Genomic DNA, 13,956 nt, shown 5'->3' with positions numbered 1-13,956 from the left:
ATCCGTTTTTCCCTATATTTTTTCGGGTTGTTGATGGTACTTTTGCGGCAAAGTTATTTATAATTAGTCTAATTAAAGATATGACAACTCACAAATTTTTATTTTTTATTGTATTTTTCCTTTTTTCGTTCTTATCATTTTCCCAACAAAATCAGGGTGTTTCAGTTACTGGACAAGTACTTGAAAATTCTGGGCAAACAATTCCATATGCTACACTGGCTATAGAAAAAACAGACTTAAGTATAATTTCTGATGAAAACGGAAAATTTATTTTCAAAAATGTAAAGCCTGGAAAACACATTTTAAAAATTACTGCAATAGGTTTTGCTCCTCAAAAAAAACTTATTGAAGTTTCGGGAAAAAATCCACTGCATTTTTCAATTCCGCTAGAAAGTGAATTGAACGAATTAGAATCTGTAACCGTATTGGGACGTTCTCAAACGGAAAAAGTAAATAAACAAGCCTATAACGTTACCGCCATTGATGCTAAAAAACTTCACAATTCTACTCTTGATTTAGCACATGCGTTAGACAGAGTTTCCGGTGTACGTGTTCGTGAGGCGGGCGGAGTAGGATCAAGATCAGAACTTTCTATTAATGGTTTTCAGGGCAATCAGGTCAAAATTTTTATTGATGGAGTTCCGATGGATAATTTTGGATCTTCTTTTCAAATGAATAATATTCCAATAAACCTTGCGGATCGGGTAGAGGTTTATAAAGGTGTTGTGCCCATTTGGCTGGGAGGAGATGCTTTGGGCGGAGCAGTAAATATTGTTACCAACAGCAAGCCCCGTACATATTTTGATGCTTCTTATTCTTTTGGATCTTTTAATACACATCGCACAAGTGTAAATGCGGGCTATACGTCTAAAAGTGGTTTTACAACTGAGATTAATGCTTTTCAGAATTACTCAGACAATAATTATTGGGTAAATGTAGATGTAGCAGATTTGAATACAGGAGCGTATTTTCCGAACCAGCGTGTTAGAAGATTTCATGATAAATACCGTAACGAAACGGTGATTTTGAATGTTGGTTTAACCGGGAAAAAATATGCTGATAAGTTATTATTTGGTTTCACAGCCGGAGAAAATAAGGCAGATATTCAAACTGGTGCCAGAATGGTCAGTGTGTTTGGGAAAATTTATCGAAAAGGAAATATTTTAATGCCAACTTTAAAATATCAGGTCAAAGATTTCTTTACTAAAGGCCTTAATTTCAATCTTACCGCAAATTACAACTTTGGAGAAGAACAAAATATTGATACTGTTTACAGAAGATACAACTGGTTTGGTGATTATAAACAATATGAAGGTGCAGGAGGAGAAAGGAGCCGTACGCTTCGTAAGTTTCAAAACAATAATGGAGTAGCAACAGCCAATGCTACTTATGCATTGGGAGAGCGACACTCTTTTATGCTAAATAATACTTTTACAACTTTCGATCGTAAAGAAAGTGATGAATTGGTTCCGGAATCTCTTGTCTACAAACAACCTAAAAAGACACAAAAGAATGTTTTAGGTGCAGGATATAAATTTGATTTTAACCAAAAGTGGAGTACATCTGTATTTTTAAAAGAGTATTCCTTGAAAACAACGTATTCCAGAAGTTACAACCCCTCAGGAAACGCCGGAGATATTGCGTATCAACAATTTGTTGATAATACATCTACAACAGGTTATGGAGCCGCGACGAGCTATTATATAAAGCACAATTTGCAGATAAAAGCTTCTTTTGAAAAAAGTTACAGGCTGCCAACTCCAGAAGAAATTTTTGGGAATGTAAATGATAATTTAGAAGGGAATCTTGCCTTGAAGCCAGAAACCAGTAATAATTTTAATATTGGCGCGAGTTATCAAACCAGCTTTAACAAAGTAAATGCCTTGTCATTTGATGTAAATCTTTTACACAGAAATGCAACTGACTTTATTCGCCCAACGCTGAATAACAATCAGACTATGACGACAAATGTTAATCAGGGCAAGGTTACCAATTACGGTATAGACGGAGAGGTTCGCTATTCGTACCGAAACAGATTTACAGCGGGACTTAATGCAACGTATCAAAACATTCGCAATATGACCGAATACGAACCGAATCAAAATTATGTATCCCCTTTTTACAAAGACAGAATTCCAAATATGCCCTATTTATTTGGAAATGCAGATGCTACTGTATTCTTCAATGATCTTATAAAAAAAGGAAACAACTTGTCTGTAGGCTATAATTTGCTGTATGTACACACTTATTATTTGTCATGGCCAAGTATGGGAAGCAAGGATAGTAAATTGGAAATTCCGCAACAATTTAGTCATGATTTAAACGCCGTTTATACGCTTGCAAACGGAAAATATAATGTTGCTTTTGAATGTAAAAATGTATTTGATAATATGCTGTATGACAATTTTTCATTGCAAAAGCCAGGAAGGGCATTCTATATAAAATTCAGATATTTTTTCACGAAATAAAATTATTAATTTTTAATACAACCATAATACTATGAAAACAAATTGCAAATTAGCTTTATTAGCTGCCTTAGCGTTTACGACATTCTCTTGTAGCAGTGATTCTGATAAAGCAGGAAGTGAAACAGGAGGGGTAGACACAGGAAAAACAAAATATATTATCACTGCCACGACAGGTGCAACCGGAATTGCAGATTATTTATTGACTACAGATGATGTTGCTACCGGATCTATCACAACGACTGGTAACGGATTAGAACAAGACGGAACTTACCGTTATTACATAACAGCACAAAACAATTTTTTTAGTTTATTGTACGGGCAGGGAAATCCGGGAGCTGTTACAACTTATAACTTGACTACTGAGGGAAAATTAGTTAAAAAATCTAATTTTCAGGCAGAAACAGTTCATGTTTTTGCAGCTGTTAACAAAGATATTTTAACGATAAAAGTACCAAGAAGTGGTGCTTCAATCGCTTCAATGTATAAAATTGATGCTGAAAAATCACTTATTACTGGTGAAGTACAACAAGACACTAAAAAGTTGGCCGGAAACGGAGAAAGAGCATTCTACACCTGGGCAACTCAGGTTGGAGATAAAGTTTATATGCCGTATATGAGCATTAAGGGAGATGGAGTTGATAATTTCGGAACCTCAAATCCAGATAGTACATGGGTAGCCGTGTACAATTATCCGGAACTTAAATTAGAAAAAGTAATTAAAGATAATCGTACCAGTTATTTAGGGGCTTATTTTACAAACGGATTATTTCAGGATGAAAACGGAGACGCTTATGGTTTTTCAGGTGCGATTGCTACTAGTAATGCAGTTTTAACTTCTACAAAGCCATCAGCAATCGTAAAAATTAAAAAAGGAACTACTGATTTTGATAAAACGTATTTCTTTAATGTACAGGAAAAATCAGGAGGTTACAAAATCTCTGCTACAAACTATATTTCAAAAGGGAAATTCTTATTGTTAATGTACGGAAATGCAGGTAAAAATAATGGGGTTCCTAAATTAGCTATCGCCGATGTTTACAATCAGACTTTTACATGGGTGACAAATGCTCCTGCAACCTTAACTTCTGTTACAAGCCGCTATAACATTACGACTGAAGATGGAAATTCTGCCATAGTAGGTATCAATACTCCTGAAGGAAATTGGATCTATAGCATTAATGGTACAACAGCCGTGGCGACCAGAGGTATGAAAGTGGAAGGTGGACAGATTACTGCAATAGCGAAATTAAAATATTAAAATTGTTTTTTTTGGACCGTAAGCTTTTCGGGGCTTACGGTTTTTTTATTTATCTTTTATACTCTTTATCCATATGTTTTCTTCTTCTAAATCAAATCCAAATAAGAAAAAAAGTAAAAAATCGCTGTTTAAGCGTGTTATGGCCTGGCTGCACCTATGGCTCGGATTAGCATCCGGAATTATCGTCGTGATTGTAAGTCTTACCGGCTGTATCTATGTTTTTGAAAATGAAATTAAAGATTTTATTGAAGACTGGCGTTATGTAACACCTCAGGAAAAAGCTTTTTTATTACCATCGCAATTAATTCCAGTTGCAGATAAGGCAATGAAAGGCAAACATGCTACCAGTATTACTTTTGGCGGAAAAGAGGATGCCGCTATTGTGGGGTATTTTACTCAGAAAAAAGAAGCAAAAGACAAAGAAGTAAAAGACAAAAAAGGTAAAACCAGAGAAAGAAAACCGGATCTGGCTAAAAATGCCGGTGAAAAAGGGAAATCACTGAGAAAAGGAAAAGAAGAGAAATCTAAAAAGAGAAGAGGCGGAATCTTTAGCAGTGTTTATATGAATCCTTATACTGGTGAAATACTCAATATTAAATCGGTTTCAAGAACAGATTCTCCGGATTTTTTCAGGTTTATATTAAACGGACACAGGGCTTTGTGGTTGCCGTATGATATCGGTCGGCCAATTGTGGGTGTTGCTGTTTTAATTTTTGTATTTCTTTTAATCTCAGGTTTGGTACTTTGGTGGCCTACAAAATGGATTAAATCAATTCGTGATAAAAGTTTTAAAATCAAATGGTCAGCAACTTTTAAACGTGTCAATTACGATATGCACAATGTACTTGGTTTTTATAGTATGATTTTTCTTTTGTTTATTTCAATAACCGGTTTAGTATGGAGTTTTGGTTGGTGGAGTAAATCATTATATTGGGTAACTTCCGGAGGAAAGCCGTTAGTTGAAAGCAGAGAATCTTCTAAATCAGATACAACCCATGTTAAAACTTTTGCATTAACGACAGTAGATAAAGTTTTATTGAATATTTCAAAAGAGAATCATGAGGCAGCAGGAATTATGGTTACTATACCAGAAAAACCGGCTGACGCTATTGGTGCGTTTGTTTACAAGCAGAAAAATACATTCTATAATATGGACCGTTATAGCTTTGATCAGCAAACCTTAAAAGAAATATCAATAAAAACGCCTTTTTCAGGGAAATATATGGAAGCTAATATTCCGGATAAAATTCGCAGGATGAATTATGATATTCATGTTGGAAGTATTTTAGGATTAACCGGAAAGTTTATCGCTTTTTTTGCCAGTTTAATCTCTGCCAGTTTACCAATTACCGGGTTTTTAATATGGTGGGGAAAACAGAAATTTGGAAAAAAAGCGCCAGCTTCTCCAAAAGTTGCTGCCAAAGCCACGCCCATTATCAGGCCAAAAGTAGTTCCTCAAAAGGAAGTATCTGTTTAAGTAATTTTTTAGATAATCACTTTTGTATTTTTTTTTGAGAATGAAAAAGGCGAAACTTTTAAGTTTCGCCTTTTTTGGTTGTTTACTTTTTAGTGAAATATCCGTGAGCGGTAAGCCATTCTTCACAATCTCTTGTCCAGAATTTACTGGTATCTTTTACACCCAAACCAAAGCCATGACCGCCGCTTTCGTATAAATGTAACTCAGATGTAACTCCGTTTTTTTTAAGTGCCAGATAGTAATTAATACTATTTTCTGGTAAAACAACTGTATCATCTGTCGCATGTACGATAAAAGCGGTTGGCGTTTGTGCCGTTACTTTTTTCTCATTAGAAAAGGAATCTGTCAAATCCTGCGATGGATTATTGCCTAATAAACTTGTTTGAGATCCTTTGTGTGTTATGTCGTTTTCCATAGATACTACAGGGTAAATAAGAAGCGAAAAATCCGGGCGTGCACTTATTTTTGATGAAGTTTCATATACTCTCTCATCGTAATGAGTAGATGCTGTCGCTGCTAAATGCCCGCCTGCAGAAAATCCCATAATACCAATTTTATTCGGATCAATGTTCCATTTTGCAGCATTTAAGCGTACAATACGAATGGCTTCCTGCGCATCCTGCAACGGACCAACGGTTTTATTGGTCATGATTAAATCACTCGGCAATCTGTACTTCAAAACAAAAGCAACAATTCCTAAGCTATTAAGCCACTCTGCAACTTTAGTACCTTCTTTGTCAATTGCTAAATGCGAATATCCACCGCCAGGAAGAATAATTACTGCGGTTTGATTTTGCTTGATTTCTTTTGTGAAGAAGATACTAAGTGTAGGTATTGAAACCTGGCTTGTACTCTGCACTTTTCCGTCTTTTATAATTTCTTTTTCCTGATAATCGGGAGCTTTAATTTCTTGTGGAATTGTTTTCCATAGTGGAATTACCTGATTTTGTGCTTGTAGCTGACTTGTTATTCCGAAGAATAAAACCAGGTTAAAAAGTGATTTACCAGTTATGAAGTGTCTTGCGTTTTTCAATGTTATAAGTCTTTTAGTTTTAATTAATTTAATGAAACAGATCCAAATTTATGTTTTTTTATTCATTTCTCAACTTTGCCGTAATACAAGAGCTTTATATTTAGCATAAGAATAAGCTTCATAAATAGATTTGAAAAGATTGATTTTAGTACAATTGTGACATATAAAACGGACAAATTTCACATGTTCTTATTTAACATATATATTGTTTAATGTGTAATTTTGAGTTCTTTTTTTTACGTGAAATGTTAATTTAAAGTACTAAAATAATTTTTTATACAATTTATTTGTATTATTAAGATTTAAAAGTATATTTGTGCAATCGATTACATTAATTGTTTTTTGTTGTACTAATCACTTGATTTTGAAGTTGTGACTTAAAAATAAATGGATTGTCCAAAATACCAAAAATTATAAATTAGAATAAAACCGTTACCATGAATCAAACAAATGAAATTTCTATTAGCCAAACTAACAAATCAACAGGAAGATATCGTTGGAGTATATGCGCATTGTTGTTTTTTGCAACTACTATCAACTACTTAGACAGGCAGGTTCTTTCTTTGACATGGAACGATTTTATAGCACCTGAATTTCATTGGACCAATAACGATTACGGAAATATTACCGCATTATTCTCTATTTTTTATGCAGTCTCCTTACTTTTTGCCGGAAGGTTTGTGGATTGGTTAGATACCAAAAAAGGTTTTTTATGGGCAATTGGTATCTGGTCAATTGGTGCCTGTTTGCACGCATTTTGTGGAATCGCAACTGCAGGAATTATTACAGGAAACTGGTTTGTAGGTTTTGAAGGTGCAAAAGAATTGATTCACAACGTTAATGATACAGGAATGGTAATTAACGTAAGTGTTAGTTTATTCATTTTTGCCCGTTTTGTTTTAGCAGTGGGTGAAGCAGGAAATTTTCCAGCGGCGATCAAAACAACTGCTGAATATTTTCCTAAAAAAGACAGAGCCTTCTCTACTAGTATTTTTAATGCAGGAGCGACTGTAGGAGCATTAGCTGCTCCAATTTCGATTCCGTTTATTGCAAAATCTTTTGGATGGGAAATGGCATTTATAATCATTGGTGCTTTAGGTTTTGTATGGATGGGATTCTGGATGTTTATGTATGATAAACCGGAAAGACACTCAAAAGTGAGCCCTGAAGAATTAGCTTACATTCAGCAAGATGATATAGCAGATAGCAAAATAGTGGGATATGTTGCTGATACAAGTACAAAAGTTTCTTTTGTAGATTGCTTTAAATACAAACAAACTTGGGCTTTTGCCTTCGGAAAATTTATGACAGACGGAGTTTGGTGGTTCTTCTTATTCTGGACACCAGCTTATTTAAGTTCTGTTTACGGAATGGATTCTACTGAAGCAGCTTTGCCATTATTTGTTTTATACATGATTACTTTACTTTCTATCATTGGTGGTTGGTTGCCAACTTACTTTGTTGAAAAGAAAGGCATGAACCCATACGAGGGAAGAATGAGAGCGATGTTAATTTTTGCATTCTTTCCATTATTGGCTTTAGTGGCTCAGCCTCTAGGATATATTAGTTACTGGGTACCCGTAATTATTATTGGAATTGCAGGTGCAGCACACCAATCATGGTCAGCTAATATTTTTACTACAGTTGGAGATATGTTTCCTAAAAAAGCCATTGCAACTATTACAGGAATTGGTGGATTAGCCGGAGGTTTAGGTTCAACTTTAATTAATAAAGGATCAGGAGTTTTATTTGATTTTACACAAAGAAACTGGAGTTTAATAAACGGACAATCTTTGTTGGAGAAATACCCTCAATTTTTAAATCCGGAAACTGAAAAGATATTTTTAAAAGAAAAAGGTGTTGCTAATTTAGGAGATTTTTTAAAGTTATTGTCAGAATCAGGAGATACTGTTGTGAACGGTATTAACTCAGGATATATGATCATTTTCTCAATCTGTGCAGTTTGTTATTTAATTGGATGGGTTGTAATGAAAACTTTGGTTCCTAAATACAGACCAATTACGGATTTGTAATACATCCAGACCAAGCTAACTAACCAACCAAACCATAGAACTATGAACGAAGCCAATGCAGCAATAGGAAAATATCGCTGGACAATATGTAGTTTAGTCTTTTTTGCTACGACAGTAAATTATTTAGACAGAAATGTAATTAGTTACCTTCGACCTTATTTGGCAGAGTCCTTCCACTGGACTCCGGAACAAGAGGTAATAGATTATTCGAATATTGAATTAGCTTTCAAAATAGCGTACGGACTCGGAATGTTGGTTGCCGGAGGGATCATTGATAAATTAGGAACTAAAATTGGTTACGCCATTGCAACCGGTTTATGGAGTTTGGCAGCAATTGGCCATGCATTGGCAACAGGAACGCCAGGATTTTTAGTTGCACGTGTGTTTTTGGGAATTACAGAGGCAGGAAATTTTCCTGCAGCGATAAAAGCCACAGCTGAATGGTTTCCGCAAAAAGAAAGAGCTTTAGCAACCGGTATTTTTAATTCCGGAAGTAATATTGGAGCTATAATTGTACCATTATCTGTACCATTTATTGCAGAGAATTATGGCTGGCAATGGGCTTTCATCTTAACAGGAATTGTTGGTTTTATCTGGCTTGTATTATGGTTCATTTTTTATGAAGTGCCAGAAAAACAAAAACGTTTATCTCAGGCTGAATTAGAGTATATCAATTCAGATAAAATTGTAACAACTGAAGTAGAAGATACTGAGAAGGTTTCATGGTTTAAATTGCTTTCTTTTCGCCAGACCTGGGCTTTCGCCATCGGAAAATTACTTACAGATCCCGTTTGGTGGTTTTATTTGTTCTGGTTGCCGGATTTCTTAATGAAGGAATACAAACTGACGGCTACCGGAATTATCTGGCCTTGCGCTTTGGTTTATGTTATTGGAAGTGTAGGAAGTATTGGTGGAGGATGGTTACCGTTAAAATTGATAGAAAAGAACTGGCCGGCATATAAAGCTCGTAAAACAAGTATGTTAATTTATGCTTTTGCCGTTTTACCGGTATTGTTTTCGCAATATTTAGGAAGTATAAACATGTGGTGGGCCATTTTGGTAATTGGTTTGGCTGTTTCTGCGCATCAGGCATGGAGTGCCAACATTTTTACAACAGTTTCAGATATGTTTCCAAAAAAGGCAACTGCTTCAGTAACAGGAATCGGAGGGATGTTTGGAGCACTTGGCGGAATTTTACTAACTTTAGTGATTCAAAAAAACATGTTTGTTTATTATACTAAAATAGGCAAAATCGAAACAGGATACTTTATCATGTTTTGTATTTGCGGAGCCTCTTATTTACTGGCTTGGCTGATTATGCATATTCTGGTTCCCCGAATGAAAAAGGTAGAAGTGTAAATTTTACACAAATAAATTTTCATTTGTATTATGATATTTGAAGATAAAAATATAATTTTGTGCAATCGATTACATTAAAATAAAAATTATGACAAAATATAGTTCAAGATACGCGTCAAGCCCTGAAGCAGTAAAACAATATGATACTCAGCAGTTGAGAAATGAATTCTTAATTGATGACTTAATGCAGGAGAATGAAATCATATTGACGTACTCTCATTATGATCGATATATTGCTGGTTCTGCGGTTCCTGTAAAAGATCTTACTTTGGAATCTATTGATCCTCTTAAAGCGGGTTATTTTTTAGAAAGAAGAGAGATGGGAATCATCAATGTTGGAGGAAGCGGTTCTATTGTGGTTGAAGGAACATCTTATGAATTAGGTTTTAAAGATGCTTTATATATCGGGAGCGGAAATAAAGAAGTAATTTTTAAAAGTACGGACAGTAAAAATCCGGCTAAATTTTACATAAACTCTGCACCAGCTCATACACATTATCCTACTGTAAAAGTAAGTTTGGAGCAAGCTAACAAATTGCAATTAGGTACAATGGAAACTGCAAACCACCGTACAGTAAATCAAATGATTATTGGAGGTGTTGTTACCACTTGTCAGTTACAAATGGGAATGACAGAATTACGACCAGGAAGTGTCTGGAATACAATGCCGGCTCACGTACACGATCGTAGAATGGAAGTTTATTTCTATTTAGATATACCAGAAAATCAGGCTGTTTGTCATTTTATGGGGCAACCGCAGGAAACAAGACATATCTGGATGAACAATCATCAGGCAGTTATTTCTCCGCCATGGTCGATTCACTCAGGTTCAGGAACTTCAAATTATACTTTTATTTGGGGAATGGCCGGTGAGAATTTAGATTACGGAGATATGGATGTTTGCAAAATAACAGATTTAAGATAATAATTATGAGTAACTCATTATTTGATATAAAGGGAAAAGTTGCCTTGATTACAGGAAGTACACACGGACTGGGGATGGCAATGGCAAAAGGATTAGGTGAGGCAGGAGCTACAATTATTGTCAACGGAAATTCTTCTCAGGAAAAAATTGATGCTGCTGTGACCGAACTTAAAAGTGAAGGAATAAATGCAGTAGGTTACAAATTTAATGTAACCGATGAGCAGGAAGTTAAGACTGCTATTGCAAAAATTGAAAGTGAAGTAGGACCAATTGCTATTTTGATTAATAACGCCGGAATTATCAAAAGAATTCCACTTATTGATATGGAAGTTGCTGATTTTAAAGAGGTAATTGATATTGATTTGGTTTCTCCTTTTATTGTTTCTAAGCACGTTGCTAAAGGAATGATCGAAAGAAGACAAGGAAAAATAATCAACATTTGTTCGATGATGAGCGAATTAGGTCGTAATACTGTAGGTGCTTATGCTGCTGCAAAAGGCGGTTTGAAAATGCTGACAAAAAACATGGCGACAGAATGGGCAAAATACAATGTTCAGATCAACGGAATTGGACCTGGTTATTTTGCTACTGAACAAACAAAACCAATTAGAGTTGATGGGCATCCTTTTAATGATTTTATCATTAGTAGAACTCCGGCCGCAAAATGGGGAGATCCGGGCGATTTAGCAGGAGCTGCTATATTCTTATCTTCTAAGGCAAGTGATTTTGTCAACGGTCATATTTTATATGTTGATGGCGGAATTTTAGCAACTATCGGTAAACCATCAAACGAAGAATAATTCTCAATTACAAAAAAATGAACTCAAATAAAACATTCATAAACGATAATTTTTTACTTGAAAATAAATATGCTGAAGAGTTGTATCATAATTACTCAAAAAATCAGCCTATCATAGATTACCACAATCACCTGAATCCACAATTTATTGCTGAAGATAAAATTTTTGACAATATCACGCAGGTTTGGATTAACGGAGATCATTACAAATGGCGTGCAATGCGTACGTTAGGTATTAACGAACAATTTGTAACCGGAAATGGTTCTGATAAAGATAAGTTCTTAAACTGGGGAAAAACAGTTCCGTATACAATGCGTAATCCGCTGTACCACTGGACACACTTAGAGCTGGCACGTTATTTTGATATTTATGATTTATTGAATGAAAAATCAGCTGAGAAAATATATATCGAAACTTCTGAAAAAATAAAATCAGAAGCTTACAGTACACAAAACTTACTTAAAAAAGTAAATGCAGAATTGGTTTGTACTACTGAGGATCCAATTGATAGTTTAGAGTTTCATCAAAAACTAACAAAAAATCCAATCGGAACAAAGATGAGTACTGCTTTCAGACCCGACAAAGCGATCTTAATCTCTAATGAGGGCTACAACGCATATCTGGATACATTGGGGGATGTATCCGGAATTGCGATCAATACCTATGCTGATTTACGTGACGCATTGAGAAAAAGAATAGAATTCTTTAATCAAAACGGATGTAAATTAAGTGATCACGGTTTAGATCAAATTTATTTTGAAGAATTTACAGAAGCTGAAGTGGCTTCTATCTTCAAAAAGAAAAGAGAGAACAGAATTGTAACTCCGGAAGAAGCATTGAAATTTCAAAGCGCAATTTTATTGTTCCTTTCAGAAACATACCATGAATTTGGTTGGGTACAGCAATTTCACTTAGGGGCGTTAAGAAACAATAATGCCCGTATGCACAGGATTTTAGGTCCTGATACAGGTTGGGACTCTATTGGAGATTATCCACAAGCACAAAAACTATCTTCTTTCTTAAATGCATTGGATAGCAAAGATAAATTGACAAAAACAATCATTTATAACCTGAATCCGGCTGATAACGAAGTTATGGCTACGATGATTGGAAATTTCAATGACGGAAGCGTTAGAGGTAAAGTACAATTTGGTTCAGGATGGTGGTTTTTAGATCAGAAAGACGGAATGACAAAACAATTAAATGCCCTTTCAAACATGGGATTAATTAGCTGTTTTGTTGGAATGTTGACAGATTCAAGAAGTTTCTTGTCTTTCCCAAGACACGAATATTTCAGACGTATTTTGTGTAATCTTTTAGGAGACGAAATTCAAAGAGGAGAATTGCCTGCTGATATGGAATGGATTGGGAAACTGGTTTCTGATATTTCATATAACAACGCAAAAGAATATTTCAAGTTTTAATTTAGAATATAGAGCATAGAATATAGAAAAAAGAAGCAAGAAGAAAGATTTTTTTACATAAGACATAGTTTTTATTAAAGTCAATGCTTTATTTTCTTAATCTCTTAATGGTAAAAAAAATCTTTTTACTGGTAAAATAATAAAACAATATGAGTAAAATAGTTGCATTCGGCGAAATTATGTTGCGTCTTTCTACAGAGAGACACCTGCGTTTTTCACAATCTACAGCATTTGGCGCTTCTTATGGAGGTGGTGAGTTTAATGTTTGTGTGTCATTGGCGAATTATGGTTTAGATGCAGAGTTTGTAACACGATTACCTGAGAATGAAATTGGCGGATCTGCATTGAAAGAAATGCGAAAAATGAACGTAGAATCTAAAAATATTATTTTTGGAGGAGAACGTTTGGGAATCTATTTTCTTGAAACAGGTGCCGGAACCAGAGGAAGTAATGTAGTGTATGATCGCGCACATAGCTCGATGGCAACTATTGAAAAAGGACTTGTTGACTGGGAAAAAGTATTGGAAGGTGCTACCTGGTTTCACTGGAGTGGAATTACACCTGCAATCTCTCAAAGTGCTGCCGAAGCATGTTTGGAAGCTATTAAAGTAGCACACAAAATGGGAATTACGATTTCTTGCGACTTAAATTACAGATCAAAATTATGGCAATATGGTAAAACACCAAGTGAGGTGATGCCGGAAATGCTTCAATATAGCAACGTTATTTTAGGAGATATTGACACAGCTTATTTTATGTTGGGAATTCCTAAAGTAAATCCGAACTATCAGGATGAAAAATCGCTTCCAGTATTATACACGAAATTGTTTGATTTGATTCCGAATTTGAAAACTGTTGCGACAACTTTACGTTATTCCGTAAGTGCTTCACACCAACGAATTGGAGGTGTTTTATTTAATGGAAAAGCAATTTATCATGCTGCGGTGAAAGAAGTAACGCCCGTTGTAGACAGAGTAGGAAGTGGTGATGCCTTCATGGGAGGATTGATTTACGGATTGTCGCAATATGAAAATGACAATCAAAAAGCATTAGATTTTGCGGTGGCTGCTTGTTGCTTAAAACATACCATTGCAGGAGATTATAATTTAGTGACCTTAAAAGAAGTTGAAAATATGCTTGGTGGTGATTCAGCAGGATTAGTATCAAGATAAACAATAA

Annotated in this window: 10 protein-coding genes; 9 read left to right on the top strand and 1 reads right to left on the bottom strand. The window is 35.1% G+C overall.

Annotation, left to right across the window (positions count from 1 at the left end; all coding sequences use genetic code 11):
* Positions 1-80: 80 nt before the first annotated feature.
* The 3 genes from B0A65_RS12460 (at position 81) to B0A65_RS12450 (ending at position 5,203) form a co-directional block, all read left to right on the top strand.
* A complete protein-coding gene (locus tag B0A65_RS12460; RefSeq protein ID WP_074661831.1) occupies positions 81-2,468 on the top strand; it encodes a TonB-dependent receptor in 2,388 nt (795 codons plus the stop codon).
* Between the two features lie 31 nt (positions 2,469-2,499).
* Positions 2,500-3,726, top strand: a complete 1,227-nt coding sequence (locus B0A65_RS12455; RefSeq protein WP_074661829.1) for a DUF4374 domain-containing protein — start codon at positions 2,500-2,502, stop codon at positions 3,724-3,726.
* A 73-nt stretch (positions 3,727-3,799) separates the two neighbouring features.
* Entirely contained in the window at positions 3,800-5,203 is a 1,404-nt protein-coding gene (locus B0A65_RS12450; protein WP_074661826.1) for a PepSY-associated TM helix domain-containing protein, read from the top strand.
* An 82-nt stretch (positions 5,204-5,285) separates the two neighbouring features.
* Here the strand turns inward: B0A65_RS12450 and B0A65_RS12445 are convergent, their stop codons facing one another.
* Positions 5,286-6,236 carry an alpha/beta hydrolase gene (locus B0A65_RS12445; RefSeq protein WP_074661823.1) on the bottom strand — a complete coding sequence of 317 codons (951 nt, stop codon included), beginning with the start codon at positions 6,234-6,236 and terminating at the stop codon, positions 5,286-5,288.
* 437 nt (positions 6,237-6,673) lie between these two features.
* On the opposite strand from B0A65_RS12445, the gene B0A65_RS12440 reads away from it, so the two are divergent.
* The 6 genes from B0A65_RS12440 (at position 6,674) to B0A65_RS12415 (ending at position 13,949) form a co-directional block, all read left to right on the top strand.
* Positions 6,674-8,269: an MFS transporter gene (locus B0A65_RS12440; protein ID WP_074661820.1), complete on the top strand. Its 1,596-nt coding sequence runs from the start codon at positions 6,674-6,676 to the stop codon at positions 8,267-8,269.
* Between the two features lie 42 nt (positions 8,270-8,311).
* The gene (locus B0A65_RS12435; RefSeq protein ID WP_074661817.1) at positions 8,312-9,628 is read left to right on the top strand and encodes an MFS transporter; all 1,317 of its coding nucleotides are present in this window, start codon (positions 8,312-8,314) and stop codon (positions 9,626-9,628) included.
* A gap of 88 nt (positions 9,629-9,716) precedes the next feature.
* Positions 9,717-10,553 (top strand): 5-dehydro-4-deoxy-D-glucuronate isomerase, encoded by an 837-nt coding sequence (gene kduI, locus B0A65_RS12430; RefSeq protein ID WP_083370482.1) that lies wholly within the window; start codon positions 9,717-9,719, stop codon positions 10,551-10,553.
* 5 nt (positions 10,554-10,558) lie between these two features.
* Positions 10,559-11,353: a gluconate 5-dehydrogenase gene (locus B0A65_RS12425; RefSeq protein ID WP_074661812.1), complete on the top strand. Its 795-nt coding sequence runs from the start codon at positions 10,559-10,561 to the stop codon at positions 11,351-11,353.
* 17 nt (positions 11,354-11,370) lie between these two features.
* A complete protein-coding gene (uxaC, locus tag B0A65_RS12420; RefSeq protein WP_074661810.1) occupies positions 11,371-12,777 on the top strand; it encodes a glucuronate isomerase in 1,407 nt (468 codons plus the stop codon).
* 149 nt (positions 12,778-12,926) lie between these two features.
* Positions 12,927-13,949 carry a sugar kinase gene (locus tag B0A65_RS12415; protein ID WP_074661807.1) on the top strand — a complete coding sequence of 341 codons (1,023 nt, stop codon included), beginning with the start codon at positions 12,927-12,929 and terminating at the stop codon, positions 13,947-13,949.
* Positions 13,950-13,956 lie beyond the last annotated feature (7 nt).

It is taken from the genome of Flavobacterium frigidimaris, from assembly GCF_002217275.1.
Taxonomy (GTDB): domain Bacteria; phylum Bacteroidota; class Bacteroidia; order Flavobacteriales; family Flavobacteriaceae; genus Flavobacterium; species Flavobacterium aquidurense.
This window is presented reverse-complemented; position numbering and strand designations above follow the sequence as displayed.